Raw genomic sequence first — 22,132 nt, forward strand, 5'->3', positions numbered from 1 at the left:
CGCAATTTGGTCTCGTTCGCCTTGGGGCTTGGAGCATTCAAATTGCTTGGGTGTTATATGGTCAAGCCTCACGGGCAATTAGTACAGGTTAGCTCAACGCCTCACAGCGCTTACACACCCTGCCTATCAACGTCGTAGTCTTCGACGGCCCTTCAGGGGACTCAAGGTCCCAGTGAGATCTCATCTTGAGGCAAGTTTCCCGCTTAGATGCTTTCAGCGGTTATCTTTTCCGAACATAGCTACCCGGCAATGCCACTGGCGTGACAACCGGAACACCAGAGGTTCGTCCACTCCGGTCCTCTCGTACTAGGAGCAGCCCCTCTCAAATCTCAAACGTCCACGGCAGATAGGGACCGAACTGTCTCACGACGTTCTAAACCCAGCTCGCGTACCACTTTAAATGGCGAACAGCCATACCCTTGGGACCGGCTTCAGCCCCAGGATGTGATGAGCCGACATCGAGGTGCCAAACACCGCCGTCGATATGAACTCTTGGGCGGTATCAGCCTGTTATCCCCGGAGTACCTTTTATCCGTTGAGCGATGGCCCTTCCATACAGAACCACCGGATCACTAAGACCTACTTTCGTACCTGCTCGACGTGTCTGTCTCGCAGTCAAGCGCGCTTTTGCCTTTATACTCTACGACCGATTTCCGACCGGTCTGAGCGCACCTTCGTACTCCTCCGTTACTCTTTAGGAGGAGACCGCCCCAGTCAAACTACCCACCATACACTGTCCTCGATCCGGATAACGGACCTGAGTTAGAACCTCAAAGTTGCCAGGGTGGTATTTCAAGGATGGCTCCACGCGAACTGGCGTCCACGCTTCAAAGCCTCCCACCTATCCTACACAAGCAAATTCAAAGTCCAGTGCAAAGCTATAGTAAAGGTTCACGGGGTCTTTCCGTCTAGCCGCGGATACACTGCATCTTCACAGCGATTTCAATTTCACTGAGTCTCGGGTGGAGACAGCGCCGCCATCGTTACGCCATTCGTGCAGGTCGGAACTTACCCGACAAGGAATTTCGCTACCTTAGGACCGTTATAGTTACGGCCGCCGTTTACCGGGGCTTCGATCAAGAGCTTCGCGTTAGCTAACCCCATCAATTAACCTTCCGGCACCGGGCAGGCGTCACACCCTATACGTCCACTTTCGTGTTTGCAGAGTGCTGTGTTTTTAATAAACAGTCGCAGCGGCCTGGTATCTTCGACCGGCGTGGGCTTACGCAGCAAGTGCTTCACCCTCACCGGCGCACCTTCTCCCGAAGTTACGGTGCCATTTTGCCTAGTTCCTTCACCCGAGTTCTCTCAAGCGCCTTGGTATTCTCTACCCAACCACCTGTGTCGGTTTGGGGTACGGTTCCTGGTTACCTGAAGCTTAGAAGCTTTTCTTGGAAGCATGGCATCAACCACTTCGTCACCCAAAGGGTAACTCGTCATCAGCTCTCGGCCTTAGAATCCCGGATTTACCTAAGATTCCAGCCTACCACCTTAAACTTGGACAACCAACGCCAAGCTGGCCTAGCCTTCTCCGTCCCTCCATCGCAATAACCAGAAGTACAGGAATATTAACCTGTTTTCCATCGACTACGCTTTTCAGCCTCGCCTTAGGGACCGACTAACCCTGCGTCGATTAACGTTGCGCAGGAAACCTTGGTCTTTCGGCGTGGGTGTTTTTCACACCCATTGTCGTTACTCATGTCAGCATTCGCACTTCTGATACCTCCAGCAAGCTTCTCAACTCACCTTCACAGGCTTACAGAACGCTCCTCTACCGCATCACTTACGTGATACCCGTAGCTTCGGTGTATGGTTTGAGCCCCGTTACATCTTCCGCGCAGGCCGACTCGACTAGTGAGCTATTACGCTTTCTTTAAAGGGTGGCTGCTTCTAAGCCAACCTCCTAGCTGTCTAAGCCTTCCCACATCGTTTCCCACTTAACCATAACTTTGGGACCTTAGCTGACGGTCTGGGTTGTTTCCCTTTTCACGACGGACGTTAGCACCCGCCGTGTGTCTCCCATGCTCGGCACTTGTAGGTATTCGGAGTTTGCATCGGTTTGGTAAGTCGGGATGACCCCCTAGCCGAAACAGTGCTCTACCCCCTACAGTGATACATGAGGCGCTACCTAAATAGCTTTCGAGGAGAACCAGCTATCTCCGAGCTTGATTAGCCTTTCACTCCGATCCACAGGTCATCCGCTAACTTTTCAACGGTAGTCGGTTCGGTCCTCCAGTCAGTGTTACCTAACCTTCAACCTGCCCATGGATAGATCGCCCGGTTTCGGGTCTATTCCCAGCGACTAGACGCCCTATTAAGACTCGCTTTCGCTACGCCTCCCCTATTCGGTTAAGCTCGCCACTGAAAATAAGTCGCTGACCCATTATACAAAAGGTACGCAGTCACCCAACAAAGTGGGCTCCCACTGCTTGTACGCATACGGTTTCAGGATCTATTTCACTCCCCTCTCCGGGGTTCTTTTCGCCTTTCCCTCACGGTACTAGTTCACTATCGGTCAGTCAGTAGTATTTAGCCTTGGAGGATGGTCCCCCCATATTCAGACAAAGTTTCTCGTGCTCCGTCCTACTCGATTTCACTTCTAAGATCCTTTCGCGTACAGGGCTATCACCCACTATGGCCGCACTTTCCAGAGCGTTCCGCTAAAATCAAAGAAGCTTAAGGGCTAGTCCCCGTTCGCTCGCCACTACTAAGGGAATCTCGGTTGATTTCTTTTCCTCAGGGTACTTAGATGTTTCAGTTCCCCTGGTTCGCCTCTTGCACCTATGTATTCAGTACAAGATAACCATCTTATGATGGCTGGGTTCCCCCATTCAGACATCTCCGGATCACAGTCTGTTTGCCGACTCCCCGAAGCTTTTCGCAGGCTACCACGTCTTTCATCGCCTCTGACTGCCAAGGCATCCACCGTATGCGCTTCTTCACTTGACCATATAACCCCAAGCAATCTGGTTATACTGTGAAGACGACATTCGCCGAAAATTCGATCTTGCTCAAAGAGCAACTCACAAATTTTACCTTAGCCTGATCCGTTACCAGTGAAAGTAACGTTCAGTCTATCTTTCTATCACATACCCAAATTTTTAAAGAACGATCTAATCAAAAGACTAGAAATCAACATTCACCATCACCTTGATGGAATGCTCATTTCTAAGCTTTCAGAAGCAGTTTATGGTGGAGCCAAGCGGGATCGAACCGCTGACCTCCTGCGTGCAAGGCAGGCGCTCTCCCAGCTGAGCTATGGCCCCATAACAAAATTGGTGGGTCTGGGCAGATTCGAACTGCCGACCTCACCCTTATCAGGGGTGCGCTCTAACCAACTGAGCTACAGACCCAATTTCGAGCTTGTAACTGTTAGCTGTGAGCTATCAGCTTGGAGCTTAAAGCTGCTTCTATCGTCTTCTTCAATGAATCAAGCAATTCGTGTGGGAGCTCATGAAGCAGCTGCGGTCGTCGATTAAGGAGGTGATCCAGCCGCAGGTTCCCCTACGGCTACCTTGTTACGACTTCACCCCAGTCATGAATCACACCGTGGTAACCGTCCCCCCGAAGGTTAGACTAGCTACTTCTGGTGCAACCCACTCCCATGGTGTGACGGGCGGTGTGTACAAGGCCCGGGAACGTATTCACCGCGACATTCTGATTCGCGATTACTAGCGATTCCGACTTCACGCAGTCGAGTTGCAGACTGCGATCCGGACTACGATCGGTTTTGTGGGATTAGCTCCACCTCGCGGCTTGGCAACCCTCTGTACCGACCATTGTAGCACGTGTGTAGCCCAGGCCGTAAGGGCCATGATGACTTGACGTCATCCCCACCTTCCTCCGGTTTGTCACCGGCAGTCTCCTTAGAGTGCCCACCATAACGTGCTGGTAACTAAGGACAAGGGTTGCGCTCGTTACGGGACTTAACCCAACATCTCACGACACGAGCTGACGACAGCCATGCAGCACCTGTCTCAATGTTCCCGAAGGCACCAATCCATCTCTGGAAAGTTCATTGGATGTCAAGGCCTGGTAAGGTTCTTCGCGTTGCTTCGAATTAAACCACATGCTCCACCGCTTGTGCGGGCCCCCGTCAATTCATTTGAGTTTTAACCTTGCGGCCGTACTCCCCAGGCGGTCAACTTAATGCGTTAGCTGCGCCACTAAGAGCTCAAGGCTCCCAACGGCTAGTTGACATCGTTTACGGCGTGGACTACCAGGGTATCTAATCCTGTTTGCTCCCCACGCTTTCGCACCTCAGTGTCAGTATCAGTCCAGGTGGTCGCCTTCGCCACTGGTGTTCCTTCCTATATCTACGCATTTCACCGCTACACAGGAAATTCCACCACCCTCTACCATACTCTAGCTCGACAGTTTTGAATGCAGTTCCCAGGTTGAGCCCGGGGATTTCACATCCAACTTAACGAACCACCTACGCGCGCTTTACGCCCAGTAATTCCGATTAACGCTTGCACCCTCTGTATTACCGCGGCTGCTGGCACAGAGTTAGCCGGTGCTTATTCTGTCGGTAACGTCAAAACACTAACGTATTAGGTTAATGCCCTTCCTCCCAACTTAAAGTGCTTTACAATCCGAAGACCTTCTTCACACACGCGGCATGGCTGGATCAGGCTTTCGCCCATTGTCCAATATTCCCCACTGCTGCCTCCCGTAGGAGTCTGGACCGTGTCTCAGTTCCAGTGTGACTGATCATCCTCTCAGACCAGTTACGGATCGTCGCCTTGGTGAGCCATTACCTCACCAACTAGCTAATCCGACCTAGGCTCATCTGATAGCGCAAGGCCCGAAGGTCCCCTGCTTTCTCCCGTAGGACGTATGCGGTATTAGCGTCCGTTTCCGAGCGTTATCCCCCACTACCAGGCAGATTCCTAGGCATTACTCACCCGTCCGCCGCTCTCAAGAGAAGCAAGCTTCTCTCTACCGCTCGACTTGCATGTGTTAGGCCTGCCGCCAGCGTTCAATCTGAGCCATGATCAAACTCTTCAGTTCAAACATCTTTGGGTTTTGAGAAAACCCTAAACTTGGCTCAGCAATCGTTGGTTACATCTTTGATTTCTCGCGGAGTAACTTGTGATGCTGATAATCTGTTGACTAGCAGTCTGACTCCACAAGCACCCACACGAATTGCTTGATTCAGTTGTTAAAGAGCGGTTGGCTGAGCCTTTCGTCTCAACCGAGGCGCGCATTCTACAGCGCCCCGTGTATCTGTCAAGCGGTTATTTTCAGAAATCTTCAAAGTTTCGCTTCGGAAACCTCAACAACTTCAACCACTTGCGCTTCCGATCTCTCGTTAGCGGGAGGCGAATTCTACAGCGTTACTCGCTGCTGTCAACACCTCTTTTTCACCGCTTTCGACCGAGAAGATCGAACCGCCGATAGAGCCAAACCACACCGCTCTACCTGCTCCTTCCGGACTTCGATGAGCTGAAGCCCTGCACCTTCGAAACCTACTTAACTCATTGAATCTCAAGGAATTTTCCGTTTCGACTGCGCCGGAAGTGGGGCGAATTATAGACTTCCAGAATCTGCCGTCAACCCTTAATTACGCTTTTGTTGCAGAAGGGACTTTCCTACCCAGCAAACGCGGGATTCGACGCATAACCAGCGGGACTCTCAGCACCAACAGTACAACCCCGATAAAGGCGTATATCGACCACTCCTTCAAATCAGCCCGCACGATCCACAGCATATGCAGCAGCCCAAGCCCCAGAATCAGATACACCAGGCGATGCAATTTCTTCCAGCGCACGCCAAGCCGCCGCTGGCTGTAGCGATTGGACGTGACAGCCAGCGCCAGCAGGCCGAGAAACCCAAGCGCCCCAACAATAATGTAAGGCCGCTTGCTCAACTCGACGCCCAACTGCGACCAGTCGAACCCCAGTATGAACGCCGCATACCCGCTTAAATGCAGCACCACATAAGCAAAGCACCACAACCCCAACTGGCGCCTGACCGCAATCCACCCCGCCCACCCCGTCATTTTTTGCAACGGCGTCATGCTCAAGGTGATCAACAGCAAAATCAGCGTCCCCAACCCGAGCCGATCCACCAGCACTTTGCCCGGGTCAGGGCCCAACGCATTCATCAAGGCCTCGTAAAGCCAGAGCAACGGCCAGACTGCCGCGGCGATGAAGACGCTCATTCGCCAGACTGGAAAACGCATCAGTAGTCCTTCCTCAGGTCCATCCCTGCATATAAAGAAGCGACTTCATCCTGATAGCCGTTGAACATCAGCGTATCCCGTACATTGGGACTGAACAGCCCGCTCGGCAAACGACGTTCACGTGCCTGGGTCCAGCGCGGATGATCGACCGTTGGATTGACGTTGGCATAAAAGCCGTACTCGTCAGACGCAATGCTCTGCCAGGTGGTCTTTGGCTGCTCGCTCACCAAGCTGATGCGCACGATGGACTTCACACTTTTGAAACCGTACTTCCACGGGACCACCAAGCGCAGCGGCGCGCCGTTCTGATTCGGCAACTCCCGCCCGTACATCCCAACCGCGAGGATGGCCAACGGGTTCATCGCCTCGTCCAATCGCAAGCCTTCCACATACGGCCAGTCGATCAAGGCGAAACCGGAACGCTGCCCCGGCATGACCTTGGGGTCCTGCAAGGTTTCGAAGCGGATGTACTTGGCCTTGGAGGTCGGCTCGACCTGCTTGAGCAATGCCGAGATGGGAAAACCGATCCACGGAATGACCATCGACCAGGCCTCTACGCAGCGCAGTCGATAAATCCGCTCTTCCAGTTGATAAGGCTTCATGAAGTCTTCCAACCCATAGCGCCCCGGCTTACCCACCTCCCCGTCCACGACCACGCTCCAGGGTTCGGTCTTCAAGGAGCCGGCATTGGCTGCCGGGTCCCCTTTGTCGGTCCCGAACTCATAGAAGTTGTTGTAATGGGTCGCGTCCTTGAACGGTGTGATGGGCTCGTTCTTGACCGTGACCGCCTCCCACTGGACGGAGGGCAATTTCTCGGCGAACCACGACGGCGCCTTGCCCGGCTCGACCTCGGCATAACGCGCCGCTTCGGCAGCGCTGGCCCAGCGCGGCAAGCTGCTCACGGCGAGACCCGCCATGGTTGCACCGAGCATCTGACGACGGGATAGATAGAGGGATTCGGGCGTGACGTCCGATTCACGGCAGTCGGACGACTTGGGGATCTTGATCAGCATGACAACTCCGCAGTATTGGAGGGCAGATGCACCAATAGACTGCGGAGTATGGGGGAAATTACATTAAGGCAACGTTTAGCGTCGGCGAAGACGCAACAAATATTGCACCGGGCCGGAAGCGGCATAGGCGAGGAACACCAGCAGCAGGATACGCGGCGGATCACTGAACACCACCGCGAATACCAGCACCACCGCCAGAATCGCCACGAATGGCACACGGCCCTTCAGATCCAGCTCCTTGAAGCTGTTGTACTTGATGTTGCTGACCATCAGCATCCCGGCCGCGGCAACCAGCAGCGCCACCAGGAACGACATTTTTGAACCCTGGATGCCGTAGTCGCTGAATGCCCAGACCACACCGGCCACGACACCCGCTGCGGCCGGACTGGCCAGGCCGATGAAGTAGCGCTTGTCAGCCTTGCCGACCTGGGTATTGAAACGAGCCAGGCGCAACGCCGCACCCGCCACATAAATGAAGGCAACCATCCAGCCGACCTTGCCCATGTCCCCCAGCGCCCAACCGAACGCCAGCAAGGCGGGAGCCACGCCAAAAGCGACCATGTCGGACAGTGAATCGTACTCGGCGCCGAACGCGCTCTGGGTATTGGTCATGCGGGCGACGCGCCCGTCCAGGCCATCGAGCACCATGGCGACGAAGATGGCAATGGCGGCGAAGGCGAAGTAACGGCTCGCCCCTGCGCTATCACCGGCGCTCAAGGCAGCCTGGGCACTCATGGAGTTGATGATGGAATAGAAACCGGCGAACAGGTTCGCGGTGGTGAACAGATTCGGCAGCAGATAGATGCCACGATGCCGGACCTTACGGCCTTCAGCGTCATGGCCTTCTTCGACGTGCTCATCGATGGGCAACAGGCTTTCGGCGTCAGGAGCCTGGTTTGGCTCGTCGGGACGTTCGTTCATGGGCAATACCTTGCAACGGTGTGAAAAAATTCGACAGGTGTCTGGGACGACGGTTCGGCCGCAAACGATGCAGCTTTATACCAGAAGCCATCGCCCAAACGAAAAAACGCGGCCAAGGCCGCGTTTTTCGACTCAAGTTCGCGACTTAGTTCTTGGCTTTGTCGACGATCTTGTTGGCACCGATCCACGGCATCATCGAACGCAGTTGCTCGCCGATGATTTCGATACCGTGGGCGGCGTTGTTGCGACGCTTGGCGGTCATCGAAGGATAGCCGGTGGCGCCTTCGCTGATGAACATCTTGGCGTACTCGCCGTCCTGAATACGTTTCAGGGCGTTGCGCATGGCCTGGCGGGACTCGGCGTTGATGACTTCCGGACCGGTCACGTACTCGCCGTATTCGGCGTTGTTGGAGATCGAGTAGTTCATGTTGGCGATACCGCCTTCGTACATGAGGTCAACGATCAGCTTCAGTTCGTGCAGGCACTCGAAGTAGGCCATTTCTGGCGCGTAGCCGGCTTCAACCAGGGTTTCGAAACCGGCCTTGACCAGTTCGACGGTACCGCCACACAGAACGGCTTGCTCGCCGAACAGGTCGGTTTCGGTCTCGTCCTTGAAGGTGGTTTCGATGATGCCGGTACGACCGCCACCCACACCAGCAGCGTAGGACAGGGCCACGTTCTTGGCGTTGCCGGACGCATCCTGGTAGATCGCGATCAGGTCAGGGATACCGCCGCCCTTCACGAACTCGGAACGCACGGTGTGACCCGGGGCCTTCGGGGCGATCATGATCACGTCGAGGTCGGCGCGTGGCACAACCTGGTTGTAGTGAATCGCGAAGCCGTGGGAGAAGGCCAGGGTGGCGCCTTTCTTGATGTTCGGCTCGATTTCGTTCTTGTACAGCGCCGATTGGAACTCGTCCGGAGTCAGGATCATGACCAGGTCGGCTGCGGCAACGGCGGAAGCCACGTCGGTCACTTTCAGGCCGTGGGCCTCGGCCTTGGCAACGGTGGCCGAGCCTTTACGCAGGCCGACAGTCACGTCAACGCCAGAATCTTTCAGGTTGCACGCCTGGGCGTGACCTTGGGAGCCGTAGCCGATGATGGCGACTTTCTTGCCCTGGATGATCGACAGGTCGCAGTCTTTATCGTAGAAAACTTTCATGAATTTCCCCTATATCCGGCCATTCAGGCCATTCGCTAATTTGGTTTAGATGCTCAGTACTTTGTCGCCACGGGCAATGCCGGTGACGCCACTGCGTACGGTTTCCAGAATCGAGGCAGTGCCGATCGATTGGATGAAGCTGTCGAGCTTGTCGCTGGTACCGGTCAACTGAACGGTATAGACGCTGGCGCTGACATCGACGATCTGCCCACGATAAATATCGGTAGTACGTTTGATCTCGGCGCGCTGGGCACCGGTGGCCTTGACCTTGACCAGCATCAGTTCACGCTCGATGTGAGCGCTTTCCGACAGGTCCACCAGCTTGACCACCTCGATCAGCTTGTTCAGGTTCTTGGTGATCTGCTCGATGATTTCATCGTGCCCCACGGTGGTCAGCGTCAGACGCGACAGGGTCGGGTCTTCGGTTGGCGCCACGGTCAGGCTTTCAATGTTGTAGTTGCGCTGCGAGAACAGGCCTACAACACGAGACAGCGCACCCGGTTCGTTTTCCAGAAGCAAGGAAATAATGTGTCGCATGATTAGGTACGCTCCGTCTTGCTCAGCCACATATCGCGCATGGAGCCGTCTTTGATCTGCATCGGGTAGACGTGCTCGCTGGTGTCGACCGCAATATCGATCACCACCAGGCGATCCTTCATGGCGAACGCCTCCTCCATCTTCGACTTCAAATCCTTCGATTCGGTGATGCGCACGCCAACGTGACCGTAGGCCTCCGCCAGCTTGACGAAATCAGGCAGCGATTCCATGTACGAGTGCGAGTGACGGCTGCCGTAGCTCATGTCCTGCCACTGGCGAACCATCCCCAACACACCGTTGTTCAGGATCACGATCTTCACCGGCAAACCGTACTGCAGGCAGGTGGACAGTTCCTGAATGTTCATCTGGATGCTGCCCTCGCCGGTGACGCAGGCGACGTCGGCATCCGGGAAGCTCAACTTGATACCCATGGCCGCCGGGAAACCGAAGCCCATGGTGCCCAGGCCACCGGAGTTGATCCAGCGGTTGGGTTTGTCGAACTTGTAGTACTGCGCCGCGAACATCTGGTGCTGCCCCACGTCGGAGGTCACAAAGGCATCGCCCTTGGTCACTTCGCACAGGGTTTCGATCACGGTCTGCGGCTTGATCACACTGCCGTCGCCCTTGTCATAAGGGAACAGACCGCGATCGCCGCGCCATTCATCGACCTGCTTCCACCAGCTGGCCACGGACTCCTTGTTCGGAACCTCGCCGATTTCCTTGAGGATGGCGACCATTTCGGTCAGCACGCTCTCGACAGGACCGACAATCGGCACGTCTGCCTTGATGGTCTTGGAGATGGACGCCGGGTCGATGTCGATATGGATGATCTTGGCGTTCGGGCAGAACTTCGCCGGGCCGTTGATCACACGGTCGTCGAAACGCGCGCCGACCGCCAGGATCACATCGGCGTGGTGCATCGCCAGGTTGGCGGTGTAGCTGCCGTGCATGCCGAGCATGCCGATGAACTGACGGTCGGTGCCTGGGAACGCACCCAGGCCCATCAGCGTATTGGTGACTGGCAGGTTGAGCATTTTTGCCAGTTCGGTCAGCGGCGCCGAGCCACCGCCGAGGATCACCCCGCCACCGGAGTACAACACAGGGCGCTTGGCCGCCAGCAACATTTCGGCTGCCTTGCGGATCTGCCCGGAGTGACCACGGACCGCCGGGCTGTAGGAACGCAGCTTGGCTTTTTTCGGGAAGATGTATTCGAACTTCTCGGCCGGGTTGGTCATGTCTTTCGGGACATCGACCACGACCGGGCCCGGACGACCGGATTCAGCCAGGTAGAAAGCCTTCTTCATGACTTCCGGGATTTCCGACGCATGCTTGATCATGAAGCTGTGCTTCACGATCGGCCGGGAGATACCGATCATGTCGGTTTCCTGGAACGCATCGGTGCCCACCATGGTGCTGGGCACCTGGCCGGAGATGATCACCATCGGGATGGAGTCCATGTACGCGGTGGCGATACCGGTGATGGCGTTCGTGGCGCCAGGACCGGAAGTCACCAGGACCACGCCGGCCTTGCCGGTAGCACGGGCATAACCATCAGCCATATGGGTGGCCGCCTGCTCGTGACGAACCAGGATGTGGGTCACTTCCGGTTCTTTGAACAGGGCATCGTAGACATGAAGAAGAGCACCACCGGGGTACCCGTAGATATATTTGACGCCTTCGTCACGCAAAAAGCGGACGAGCATCTCACCGCCAGATAAAAGCTCCACGTTGTTCACCTCTAAAACGCCAGAATACCGACCCACGAAAAGGGGACGGGTCTTAATAGGTTTACTTCTCGGCAGAGCATGAGCGACGGTGGTCGCCGACTACGTCAGCACTGACTGAGCAAGTATTGGGATCGTCCCAAGTGTTGCGGGCCTTTCCCACCCAGCGCGAGGTAACGCGTTGCGGGTGTAACAGGTCGGCGCGGATGTGCGCCTCATGATCTGCCGAGTGGGTCTGCTTCTGGCAGTCCCTCTACAGCGGACTTTGGATTCTTCTGTTTCGCCTCCTTCAAGTCAAGTCGTCTATGTGCTTTATTCGAAGTAAGCGCATGAGAACGCAAGAAAAAACCCTTAAACGGCAACTGTGTTAGCTTCAATTGCGCAACCCAAGACAAGGAAACAGCATGCGAATGATCTTCTTGACGGCCAGCCTGCTGGTTGGCCTGAGCCCGATATGCATGGCCGCTCAGGTCTACAAATGGGTGGATGCCCAAGGTGTCACCCACTTCGGATCCCAGCCGCCCCAGGACGCAGAGGCCACGACCGTGATCAAGTCCTCGCCACCCGTCGCCAAACCGCCCGCACCTCCTTCCGGCAGCGTCATTGGCGACCAGAAGGCGATCGATAAAGAGGTCAAGAAACAGATTGCCGAGCAGGAAGCCCAGCTCAAGGCATTTTGCGAGCAGGCCAGGACCAACCTGGCGCAGTTGCGGAACAACCCGCGGGTGCGTGAAGACGTGGAAGGGGAAATGCGCCGCCTCAATGACGAAGAGCGGCGCCAGCGCATCGAGGAAACCCGCAAGCAGATCGATGAGCACTGCCAGTAACGTCGGTCAGCCGACGTTGCTGATCATCTGATCGAACTGCGCCAACAGCCGCTGCAATTCCACGCCCTGCCCGGGGCGCTGGGCATAGACCATCTCGGCCATGGCCAGGATGCCCGAGGCGTTGGGCAGCGGCAGGTCGTTTTCCAGGATGGCTTTCATCCTGGGCAGGAAAATCCATTGCAGCCACTGCTCGAAATCCAGGGTGTCGACCGCGAACGGCTCTACACTGGCCAGCGCCTCGGCCGAAGGCGATACCTCGCTCCACCAGCCCTGGACCCGCAGTTCCCGCTCGATCAGCAGCAACTGGTCGGCGATTTGGGGAAAACGCTTATCCATCAGAGCGAAACCTTGGCCTTTTGACGGGCCAACGCCGCGCCAGCGGAGTCGCCTTGTTTCTCACGGGCCTGGGCGATCAATTCCCACAGGCTGGCCTGAAGCGCAGGGCGACCATTGGAGAATGTCAGGCCACGGCGGGCCAGTTGCTCGGCTTGCGGCGCATCGCCCTGGGCCATGCGCACCTGGGCCAGGCGATAAAGCACCTGGGGTTCGCGCGGCGCTACACGCTGGGCGCGCTCCAGGCTGGAGGACGCACCGTTGAGGTCACCGCCGGCCTGTTGCTGTTGCGCCGTGGTCAGCAGGGCCAGCACCGGGCCGTCCAGTTGTTCATCGGCGGACAAACCACCGGAGCTTGCCGACGGGACGCTGCTCGGCGCCGAAGGCATGCTGTAGCTGCCCTGATCGATCGGCGAAGTTTCGATAGGTCCTGGCGTGATCGGGCCCGGCGTGATCGGCGTGCTGCTGATCGGCGCCGAGGTTGTCGCACCACCGCCGGGCACCATCACGACGACACCGGTGTCACCCTGCGGGATGGCCTGGACCTGCGCCGGCCGCTTCACCGTCGTTTGACGGAAACCGCCGTTGGCCGAAACCCGCTCGCTGTTGGACACAGCCGTGCCGGAGTCAACGACCGGAATCGAACCGCGTTGTACGGTAGAGCAACCACTGAGCAAAGCCACGGCCGTTACCGCTGGAATCAACCACTTGTTCACTTGAAACCCTCTTTGCTTAATTCATCCAGTCCTTGACCCAATCCATCACCGATTCGGCGGGATTCGTGCCGCCACAGGCTGCACCGGGTGGCGGTTCGCTGCCGCGAATATACGGCATCTGTACGGCGCCCGGGCAATTGGCGTCGGAACCTTGGCCAGTACGCGAATCGACCCAGGCCTGGACGATATTGTCCGGTTGCGGCATGTCCAACGGCAGGGGGTCGGCCTTGCGCATGAAACTGGTCCAGACCTGCAACGCGCCAGTGGCGCCGGTGAACGGGGTCTTGCCGTTGTCATCGCGTCCGAGCCAGACCACTGCCAACAAGTCCTGGCTGAAGCCGGCGAACCAGCTGTCGCGCGAGTCGTTACTGGTACCGGTCTTGCCCGCCAGGGTCAGGGTCCTGGGCAACACGTTATAAACCGAACTGCCGGTACCTTCACGCATGACCCGTTGCATCGCGCTCTGGATCAGATAAATGGAGGCCGGGTCGAAGCGCTGCTGGATCTGGAACGGATAACGCTTGAGCGGCTCGCCATCAGCCGTCAGCACGCTGCGGATTCCGCGCATCGGCGTATTGAAGCCGCCGTTGGCCAGCGTCTGGTACATGGCGGCCACCTCGATCGGCGTCAGGCCGCCAGCCCCCAGCAACATCGATGGGAAGGCCGGGAACTCGCGACTCACCCCCAGCCGTGCCAGGGTCTTGAGGACATTCGGCACGCCGACTTCCAGCCCGAGGCGAGCCGTCGACAGGTTGTAGGAATGCGCCAACCCCTGATACAGGAACACCGTGCCGTGGGAACGACGATCATAGTTCTGCGGTTTCCAGACCTGGCCATCCGCGCCCTTGACCGAGAACGTCTCGTCCGACAGCCAACTGGTCAGCGTGTACTGGCTCGGTTTCTCCAAGGCAGTGAGGTACACCGCAGGCTTGATCAGCGAGCCAATCGGACGCACCGCATCCAGGGCTCGGTTGAAGCCGGCGAAACTGGCCTGGCGGCTGCCGATCATGGCTTGGACCTCGCCGGTTTCCGGGTTGGTCACCACCATGGCCGCTTCGACTTCGTCGGCGCCCTTGCGTCCGCCCAGCCGTTTGAAGGTGTCCTCGACCGAGGCTTCGGCCTTCATCTGCAGGATCGGATCGAAACTGGTAAAGATGCGCAGGCCTTCTTCGGTCAAGTCTTCGTCACGGTAGTCTTCCCGTAGCTGACGCTTGACCAGGTCCATGAAGCCGGGGAACGAACTGTCCGCCAGGCTGCCACGCTTGGTCACGCCCAACGGCATCTTTTTCGCGGCTTCAACTTGCTCGGCCGTCGCCACACCTTGTTGTTGCAGCAGGTCGAGCACCAGGTTACGCCGCTCGAGGGCACGTTCCGGATTACGACGCGGGTTGTAGGAAGACGGTCCCTTGACCATGCCCACCAGCAACGCCACCTGATGCAGCTTGAGCTCGGACAGCGGCTGGCTGAAGAAGAACTGGCTGGCAAGGCCGAAACCGTGCACCGCCCGCTGGCCGTCCTGGCCGACGAAGACTTCGTTGAGGTACGCCTCCAGAATCTCCTGCTTGTCGTAGTGCAGCTCCAGCAACAGCGCCATCATGGCTTCGGTGAGCTTGCGAGTCAGGCTGCGCTCGTTGGTCAGGTAGAAGTTCTTGACCAACTGTTGGGTCAGGGTACTGCCGCCCTGGCGCATATGACCCGAGGACGTGTTGACCCAGACAGCCCGGGCAATCGACTTGGGCGAGACGCCAAAGTGATGATAGAAGTCGCGGTCTTCGACGGCGATCAGCGTATCAAGCAGGAACGGCGGCACCTGATCGATCTTGATCAGGATCCGGTCCTCAAGGTTCTTGGGATACAGGCCACCAATGAGCAGCGGCTCAAGACGCACTACCGACAAGCTGGCATTGTTGGCGCCGGTCAGCGCGGCCACATAGTCACCGGAAAAACGCACCCGCACCGGCTGCGCCTGTTCCATGCCTTCATAGAACTGGAAACCACGGGTGTTGAGGTCGATGGTATTGCCATTGACCGAGGCCGCACCCGGACCATTGGCCACGCTTTCACGGCGATAACCCAAGGCATCGAGTTCGGTCAGGAAGTCGTCCTTGCTCAGCTTTTGTCCGACGAACAGCTCCAACGGCCGGGCATAGACCTTGGCCGGGATGGTCCAGCGCTTGCCGGAGAATTTCTCCTGGACCACGGCATCGAGATAGACCGCAAAACCGGCGAGCACGACGAGGCCCACGAGGCTGAGTTTAAGGGCCCAGCCCAGCCAGGGCCGCAGGCGGCTGGCGGGTGGTTTCTTGGGGGTACGGGGGGATCGGGTACGAGTCATGGCGGCGGATTATACGCACTTTGCCGCGGTTCAACATGAGCCCGCCACGCGGTTTGCGTTAGCGCGGCTTGCCGCCATAATGACGGCCTTGAATTTTCCCAGACTCTGAAGGACCGCCCGTGAGCCAATCCCTGATCGCCGCCCTGCAAAACCCGGCCCTCTACCCGCATCCCGTCGAAGCGTTCCAGGTCATCGAAACCCACATTTCCTGGGTATTGCTCACCGGGCCATACGCCTACAAATTCAAAAAAGCCGGTCAACTTCGGTTTCCTCGACTTCACGAGCCTTGAGGCGCGCCAGCATTTCTGCGGCGAAGAGTTGCGCCTGAACCAGCGCCTGACCCAAGACCTGTACCTGGACGTCCTGCCGATTACCGGTAGCGTCGAAGCGCCACAACTGGGTGGCGACGGTCCGGCCATCGAATACGCCCTGAAGATGCGTCAGTTCCCACAAAGCCAATTGCTCAGCACTTTGCAAGCCAACGGCGAACTGACCACCGCGCACATCGACGAGATGGCCGCCCAGATCGCCCAGTTCCACCTCTCCACGCCCAAAGTGCCAGCCGAAAACGCCGCTGGCACTCCGCAAAGCGTGATGGCGCCGGTGCTGCAGAACTTCGAGCAGATCCGTCCGTTCCTCAGCGACAAGGCCGACCTGCTGCAACTCGAAGCGTTGCAAGCCTGGGCCGAAAGCAGTTTCGAACGCCTCAAGCCGCTGCTCGCCCAGCGCAAGGCCGAAGGCTTCATCCGCGAATGCCACGGTGATATCCACCTGGGCAACGCCACCTTGATCGACGGCAAGGTGGTGATTTTCGACTGCATCGAATTCAACGAACCGTTCCGTTTCACCGACGTCTACGCCGACACCGGCTTCCTGGCGATGGACCTCGAGGACCGTGGTCTCAAGTCCCTGGCGCGGCGCTTCGTCAGCCAGTACCTGGAACTGACCGGCGACTACCAGGGCCTGGAGCTGCTGAACTTCTATAAAGCCTACCGCGCCCTCGTCCGGGCAAAAGTCGCGCTGTTCAGCATGCCGGCCGAAGCCGATCCGGTGCAGCGCGCTACCACCCTGCGCCAGTACCGCAACTACGCCAACCTGGCCGAAAGCTATAGCACCATTCCTTCGCCTTTCCTGGCCATCACCCACGGTGTTTCGGCCGTTGGCAAAAGCCATGTCGCGATGCGCCTGGTAGAGGCACTGGGCGCCATTCGCCTGCGTTCGGACGTGGAGCGCAAACGCCTGTTCGGCCAGCAACAGGTGCCCAACGATCCACAAGCCGGCATCTATGGCAGCGACGCCAGCAGCGCCACCTACGCCCGCCTGCATGAAGTCGCCGCGGCGATCCTGCGCGCCGGATTCCCAGTAGTGATCGATGCCACCTACCTCAAACACGATCAGCGCGACGCCGCGGCAAAAGTTGCCGAGGCCACCGGCGCTCCATTCCTGATCCTCGACTGCGACGCGCCGCAAGCGGTCATCGAAAGCCGGCTGGCACAGCGCCAAGCCGACCAACAAGACCCCTCCGATGCGAATCTGGCAGTCATCGCAGCACAACAGTCCAGCCGTGAAGCCCTGACCCCGGCGGAAATTCTCTGCAGCAAACGGGTCCAAACCAACGAAAGCGGTACGCTCGACGTCGTGGTCGCGCAGATCCGCCAGCGCCTGCCAGGCCTGTAGATCAACTATTTCGGCCGTGAAGCGATGCCCGGCTTCACGGCCGCCAAATAGTGGCACTATACTGGCGTCATAAAACCAACAGGTGATATGAAATGAGCCTTCCCAAACTTCTCACTACCCCGCTTTATGCCTTGCTGCGCAAAGATGATATCGCCGGATTCAACAGCGAACGTCCACAAGGTCCGGTCGACATGCGCGGCGGGGACTTTCGAGGCCTTGATCTGCGGGAGCTGAACGCAGACGACGTTGACTTCAGCGACGCCTACTTCCGCTCCGCCGATTTGCGCGGCATCGATTTTCGCAAGTCGTCACTGGAAGGCGCGAGCCTGGCCCATGCACAGATATCCGGCGCGTACTTTCCGCCCGAACTGTCTGCGGACGAAATCTTGATGTCGATGAACTTCGGCACCCGGCTGCGCTACCGCACCCGCTGACAGTGTCTGAACCGCATCGAACAACACGCGGACCTGCAACGACCGAACGGACCTCCAGCGCCCCCGCTTGCGCTGGAGAACGCAGTCTTTTCCCTTCTCATCGTGCGTAATGCATTAGAAGCTTTTGCATTGAATCCCACCAAAGAATCACGCTTTTCCTACTGACCGCTACACTGCTCAGAAGCTTGCCCACCGCACCAGTCGGCCGTCGCAAGGAGGCTCGATGAATGATGAACTGCAACACCTGAAGAATCTGGGCAAGACATCGGCCCAGTGGCTGCACGCCGTGGGTATCCACAGCGCTTCGGATCTACGCCGGCTTGGAGCGGTGGACGCCTATCGCGCCGTGCGCACGCGCGGCTTCCGGGCGTCCAAGGTGTTGTTGTACGCCATCGAGGGCGCGTTGATGGATGTGCATTGGAATGACATCCCCGCTGAACGCAAGGAAGCCCTGAACAAACAGCTGGACGCCATTTCGACGCGTCACAAAGCCTGATGCCCTTTCGTTTCCAGTAAGAACCCTGGTGAGATTATTTCGAGGAATCGCAAAAACAATGTTTGACATGGTAATGAGAATCGCTATGATTACCACATCCAGTCGCGAGACTGGTCGATATTTGAACAGCCCTTGGTTCGGACTCTCAGATATCTCCTCATCAGGCTAATCACGGTTATTTGACCCGGCTCTTGCCGGGTCTTTTTTTTGCCTGCGATATCACTGACCGATGTGTTCGCGCATCTGTGCACAATAATCCTGGGGCGGCATGGCCGGGGTGTACCACACGTAGTCCGCCATGGCCGACGTCACGTCGCTGCCCTCCTCGGCCAACATCAGGACGATCGGTGCCTCGCTGGCGCCAAGGTCCAACGCGTGCAGCGGCACGCCGACATCTTTTCGCCCATGCCAGGCGCCAGCGAACAACAATGCCGGCGTCGGCGCTTGCAGCAGGCGCTCGGCCATGCGCCGGTCACGCTGTTGCTGCACGGCCAGCATTGGCGACATTTGCGACTCCGGCAGCAAACCACAGTGGGATTCACGGATCTGTTCCAACAACGCATCCTTCACCGTGGCGGCGTTGGCGCGAACGCCCATCACGCTGGGCGCTTGTCGATAGAAACGCTGGATCTCGGCGGCGTCCAGATTGGCGGCCAGCAATGGATAGCGTTGCGCCAGGGCAAACTCGACGACGGGCCCATACAGGCTCCAATCCCAGCCGGGGGACCAGGCCAACGCGGCGGGCAACTCTTTGGGCAAGGCGGGCAGTTGGCGGACCGAATCAACGCGTGGCTGTTGGGAGGGGGTAAGCATTTCCAGCAACAGGCTGCCCTGGACCCGCTGCCCGGCCAAGGCCTGGAGCAGCCATAGCTGCAGTGCGTGGTGGTCAGGATTGTCGTGCCGCTCCCCCACCACCACCCGTGGCGCCTTTGCCAGGCGTTCGACCAGCGCCTGGGGCGTCACGGCCTGGCCGTTGTGCAAGTCACGGATTCGGCCGCCGAGCGGAGGCGGGGCAATGCTCTGGCACGCGGTCAGGACACTCAATGCCAGAATCAGGAACAGGCGCACGTCCGTATCCTCCAGGACGCCCTCAGCGGGCAATGATCAATGGATGCCCGCGCTCCGGATGGTCTTGCACCAGCACATCCAGGCCAAACACCGCCTTGAGCGGTTCCGGGCGCAGTACGTGCCGGGGCGTGTCCAGGGCCACCGGCCGACCGGACGCGAGCAGCAACAGGCGATCACAGTAACGCGCCGCCAGGTTCAGGTCATGCAGGATCACCAGCACGGCAGCGCCGCGACCGGCGAATTCACGCACCGCCTGGAGAATGGTGTGCTGATGCAACGGATCGAGCATCGAGGTCGGCTCGTCCAGCAGCAGGGTCTGCCCCGCTTTCCCCGGCCACAACTGCGCCAACACCCGTGCCAGATGCACCCGCTGGCGTTCGCCGCCGGACAACGCCAGGTAACTGCGACCGTGCAGATGCGCGGCGTCTGCCGCTTGCAGCGCCGCGGCGACGATTTGCTCGTCGCGCAGCCGACCACTCTGATGCGGCAGGCGCCCCATGCCGACGACTTCCTCGACGCGAAAGGCAAAATCCAGGGTCGAGGACTGCGGCAAGACCGCCAGGCGACGGGCGCGCTCGGCACCCTGCCATTGGGCCAGTGGACGGTCTTGGAGCCAGACCTGCCCCTGGCTCGGCCGCAATTGGCCACACAGGCCCGCCAGCAAGGTACTTTTGCCCGCACCGTTGGGCCCGAGTACGCCGAGCACTTCGCCGGGGTTGAGCAGCAGATCGATGTCCGCCAGCACGGTTTTGCGGCCACGCTGAATGTGCAGGTCTTGTGCTCGCAACATCAGGCGCGCCCTCGTACCAATAGATAGAGGAAAAACGGCGCGCCGATGAAGGCCGTGACGATGCCGATCGGCAATTCCGCAGGGGCCAGCGCCAAGCGTGCCACCAGGTCGGCGAGCAGCAACAGGCTTGCCCCCGCCAGCACTGAAGCGGGCAGTAACACACGGTGGTCGGGGCCGGCCACCAGGCGCACCAGATGCGGCACCACCAGCCCGACGAAACCGATCATCCCCGCCGCCGCCACCGCCGCGCCAACCCCCAGGGCCGTGCAAAAAACCAGTTCACGCTTGAGGGCTTCGACGTTGACGCCCAAATGGGCTGCCTCGGACTCGCCCAGCAACAGTGCATTGAGCGCCCGGGCCCGGCGTGGCAGCCAGAGCACCACGCCGGCGCTGACCAGCAACAGCGGCCATAACCTCGCGTAACTGGCGCCGTTGAGACTGCCCAGGTTCCAGAACGTCAGGGTGCGCAAGGTCGCGTCGTCCGCCAGGTAGGTGAACAGGCCGACGGCGGAACCGGACAGTGCGGTCAGGGCAATGCCCGCCAGGAGCATGGTCGCGACATGGGTCTGGCCATTGCGGCGACCGAGACGATAGACCAGCGCCGTAACGCCGAGCCCGCCAAGAAACGCACACAACGACAACACGTAAGGGCCGAAGGCTTCGGGCAACCCACCCAGCGCCGAGCCACCGACAATGGCGAAGGCTGCACCCAACGCCGCACCGCTGGACACGCCCACCAATCCCGGGTCTGCCAGCGGGTTACGGAACAGCCCCTGCATCGCCACACCGGACAACGCCAACACCCCGCCCACCGCCAAGCCCAGCAGGGTGCGCGGCAAACGGATCTGGCCGAGGATCAGTTCGGCCTGCTCCAGGCCATCGGCGGCCACCGGCAAGCCCAACAGGCGCAAAGCGGCGCGCAAGGTGTCCAGCAGCGGCAGGCTCACCGGCCCCAGGGCCAGGGACAGCCAAGTCGCCAGCAAACACAGCAGGCCCAGGCCGATAAATAAGGTGCGTGGCTTGACCGACGAAGTCATGGCGCCGTGGCCGACTCAGCCGGATAGAAGCCTGCCGTCAGTTTCACCAGGCTTTGCGGCAACCGCGGGCCCAATCCACCCACCAACAGCGTCGGGTCAAGCTCCATGACGCGCCCGTCCCTGGCGGCCCGGGTCGAGGAAAGGATCGGATTTTCCCTGAACAGCGCCGCACGGGCCTCTTCACCACTCAAGGCACGGTCGGCGAAGACCAGCACTTCAGGATTCAGGCCGGCCAGGGTTTCCACAGAAAAAGACTTGTAACCGCTGTGGGTCGCCAGGTTGTGACCGCCGGCCTGCTGCAACAGCCAATCGGCAGCCGTGCCCTTGCCAGCGACCAGCGGCTTGCCACCGGAACTGCCGACCAACAGCAATACGCCGGGCGCCTTTTGCTTGCGCTGGGCCTCGGTCACCCGGGCATGCTGCTGGGTGAGCTGTTCCTGATAACGGTCGAACAACCGTGTCGCCTCGGCCTGCGCCCCCAACAATTGCCCCAGGTGCTGCAAGTTGCCCTGCAGGGTCGGCAGGTCTGGCGTGGCCGAGAACAATTCGACCTTTACGCCGGCGCTGCGGATTTGCGCCAGCACAGGTGGTGGCCCCATTTCCTCGGTGCCCACCAGGATCTGCGGACGCAGGCTCAATATGCCCTCTGCGGACAGTTGTCGCTGATAGCCAATGCTGGGCAAAGCCCGCAAGGATTCAGGATGTTGGCTGGTGGTGTCCACGCCCACCAGTTTCGACTCCCCCCCCAGCACGCTGACCCACTCTGACAAGGCGCCGCCGGCGCTGACCCAACGCTGCGGCGATTCAGCCGCGCTGGCCCCCTGGTTGACCAACAGTGCGACACAGAGCGCAACAACGCGAGTATTCAGGCGCAT

At 58.9% G+C, this 22,132-nt stretch carries 16 protein-coding genes, 2 tRNA genes, 2 rRNA genes and 1 pseudogene; 4 read left to right on the forward strand and 17 right to left on the reverse strand.

Features of this window, described 5'->3' with window-relative positions:
- Nucleotides 1–57: 57 nt before the first annotated feature.
- From AB7M32_RS00005 to AB7M32_RS00050, 10 genes are all read right to left on the reverse strand, one after another.
- A 23S ribosomal RNA gene (locus tag AB7M32_RS00005) occupies nucleotides 58–2,949 on the reverse strand.
- A 241-nt stretch (nucleotides 2,950–3,190) separates the two neighbouring features.
- Nucleotides 3,191–3,266, reverse strand: a tRNA-Ala gene (locus tag AB7M32_RS00010).
- A 10-nt stretch (nucleotides 3,267–3,276) separates the two neighbouring features.
- Nucleotides 3,277–3,353: transfer RNA gene (locus AB7M32_RS00015), tRNA-Ile, on the reverse strand.
- A gap of 123 nt (nucleotides 3,354–3,476) precedes the next feature.
- Nucleotides 3,477–5,013 (reverse strand): 16S ribosomal RNA (locus AB7M32_RS00020).
- Together the 16S and 23S rRNA genes with 2 tRNA genes alongside form the textbook arrangement of a ribosomal RNA operon.
- 553 nt (nucleotides 5,014–5,566) lie before the next feature.
- Nucleotides 5,567–6,187, reverse strand: coding sequence for a protein-methionine-sulfoxide reductase heme-binding subunit MsrQ (gene msrQ, locus AB7M32_RS00025; RefSeq protein WP_454248770.1), 621 nt, complete (start codon nucleotides 6,185–6,187; stop codon nucleotides 5,567–5,569).
- Nucleotides 6,187–7,200: a protein-methionine-sulfoxide reductase catalytic subunit MsrP gene (msrP, locus tag AB7M32_RS00030; protein WP_092333698.1), complete on the reverse strand. Its 1,014-nt coding sequence runs from the start codon at nucleotides 7,198–7,200 to the stop codon at nucleotides 6,187–6,189. The genes msrQ and msrP overlap by 1 nt, the downstream gene beginning before the upstream one ends.
- A 75-nt stretch (nucleotides 7,201–7,275) precedes the next feature.
- On the reverse strand, nucleotides 7,276–8,121 hold the full coding sequence (gene pssA, locus AB7M32_RS00035; RefSeq protein WP_072411704.1) for a CDP-diacylglycerol--serine O-phosphatidyltransferase: 846 nt from the start codon (nucleotides 8,119–8,121) through the stop codon (nucleotides 7,276–7,278).
- Between the two features lie 145 nt (nucleotides 8,122–8,266).
- Entirely contained in the window at nucleotides 8,267–9,283 is a 1,017-nt protein-coding gene (gene ilvC / locus AB7M32_RS00040) for a ketol-acid reductoisomerase (RefSeq protein WP_003185459.1), read from the reverse strand.
- 45 nt (nucleotides 9,284–9,328) lie between these two features.
- Nucleotides 9,329–9,820: an acetolactate synthase small subunit gene (gene ilvN / locus AB7M32_RS00045; protein ID WP_003205610.1), complete on the reverse strand. Its 492-nt coding sequence runs from the start codon at nucleotides 9,818–9,820 to the stop codon at nucleotides 9,329–9,331.
- A gap of 2 nt (nucleotides 9,821–9,822) precedes the next feature.
- Nucleotides 9,823–11,547, reverse strand: coding sequence for an acetolactate synthase 3 large subunit (locus tag AB7M32_RS00050; protein WP_060743130.1), 1,725 nt, complete (start codon nucleotides 11,545–11,547; stop codon nucleotides 9,823–9,825).
- Between the two features lie 401 nt (nucleotides 11,548–11,948).
- On the opposite strand from AB7M32_RS00050, the gene AB7M32_RS00055 reads away from it, so the two are divergent.
- Complete coding sequence (locus tag AB7M32_RS00055; protein WP_454248771.1) at nucleotides 11,949–12,371, forward strand: DUF4124 domain-containing protein; 423 nt, start codon at nucleotides 11,949–11,951, stop codon at nucleotides 12,369–12,371.
- Nucleotides 12,372–12,377: 6 nt separating this feature from the next.
- Here AB7M32_RS00055 and AB7M32_RS00060 read toward each other — a convergent pair whose 3' ends face one another.
- Genes AB7M32_RS00060 through mrcB form a run of 3 tightly spaced genes read right to left on the reverse strand, consistent with a single transcriptional unit; the run spans nucleotide 12,378 to nucleotide 15,755 of the window.
- Complete coding sequence (locus AB7M32_RS00060; RefSeq protein ID WP_454248772.1) at nucleotides 12,378–12,707, reverse strand: YqcC family protein; 330 nt, start codon at nucleotides 12,705–12,707, stop codon at nucleotides 12,378–12,380.
- Nucleotides 12,707–13,420: a tetratricopeptide repeat protein gene (locus AB7M32_RS00065; protein ID WP_454248773.1), complete on the reverse strand. Its 714-nt coding sequence runs from the start codon at nucleotides 13,418–13,420 to the stop codon at nucleotides 12,707–12,709. The genes AB7M32_RS00060 and AB7M32_RS00065 overlap by 1 nt, the downstream gene beginning before the upstream one ends.
- Nucleotides 13,421–13,436: 16 nt before the next feature.
- Nucleotides 13,437–15,755, reverse strand: coding sequence for a penicillin-binding protein 1B (gene mrcB / locus AB7M32_RS00070; protein ID WP_072411710.1), 2,319 nt, complete (start codon nucleotides 15,753–15,755; stop codon nucleotides 13,437–13,439).
- 119 nt (nucleotides 15,756–15,874) lie between these two features.
- On the opposite strand from mrcB, the pseudogene AB7M32_RS00075 reads away from it, so the two are divergent.
- The 3 genes and pseudogenes from AB7M32_RS00075 to AB7M32_RS00085 all read left to right on the forward strand — a co-directional run bounded on the left by AB7M32_RS00075 (nucleotide 15,875) and on the right by AB7M32_RS00085 (nucleotide 18,362).
- Nucleotides 15,875–17,432, forward strand: a pseudogene (locus AB7M32_RS00075) (bifunctional aminoglycoside phosphotransferase/ATP-binding protein).
- Between the two features lie 92 nt (nucleotides 17,433–17,524).
- On the forward strand, nucleotides 17,525–17,866 hold the full coding sequence (locus tag AB7M32_RS00080) for a pentapeptide repeat-containing protein (protein WP_072411725.1): 342 nt from the start codon (nucleotides 17,525–17,527) through the stop codon (nucleotides 17,864–17,866).
- 223 nt (nucleotides 17,867–18,089) lie between these two features.
- Nucleotides 18,090–18,362 carry a TfoX/Sxy family protein gene (locus AB7M32_RS00085; protein WP_003205623.1) on the forward strand — a complete coding sequence of 91 codons (273 nt, stop codon included), beginning with the start codon at nucleotides 18,090–18,092 and terminating at the stop codon, nucleotides 18,360–18,362.
- Nucleotides 18,363–18,581: 219 nt separating this feature from the next.
- On the opposite strand, the gene AB7M32_RS00090 is transcribed toward AB7M32_RS00085, so the two are convergent.
- From AB7M32_RS00090 to AB7M32_RS00105, 4 genes are read right to left on the reverse strand one after another with little or no spacing between them, the layout of a single operon-like run.
- Entirely contained in the window at nucleotides 18,582–19,430 is an 849-nt protein-coding gene (locus AB7M32_RS00090) for a ChaN family lipoprotein (RefSeq protein ID WP_454248774.1), read from the reverse strand.
- A gap of 22 nt (nucleotides 19,431–19,452) precedes the next feature.
- Nucleotides 19,453–20,220 (reverse strand): heme ABC transporter ATP-binding protein, encoded by a 768-nt coding sequence (locus AB7M32_RS00095; protein WP_454248775.1) that lies wholly within the window; start codon nucleotides 20,218–20,220, stop codon nucleotides 19,453–19,455.
- Nucleotides 20,220–21,203 carry a FecCD family ABC transporter permease gene (locus AB7M32_RS00100; protein ID WP_454252081.1) on the reverse strand — a complete coding sequence of 328 codons (984 nt, stop codon included), beginning with the start codon at nucleotides 21,201–21,203 and terminating at the stop codon, nucleotides 20,220–20,222. The genes AB7M32_RS00095 and AB7M32_RS00100 overlap by 1 nt, the downstream gene beginning before the upstream one ends.
- A gap of 50 nt (nucleotides 21,204–21,253) precedes the next feature.
- Entirely contained in the window at nucleotides 21,254–22,132 is an 879-nt protein-coding gene (locus tag AB7M32_RS00105; RefSeq protein WP_454248776.1) for a heme/hemin ABC transporter substrate-binding protein, read from the reverse strand.

This window comes from Pseudomonas sp. R151218B TE3479 (assembly GCF_053629195.1).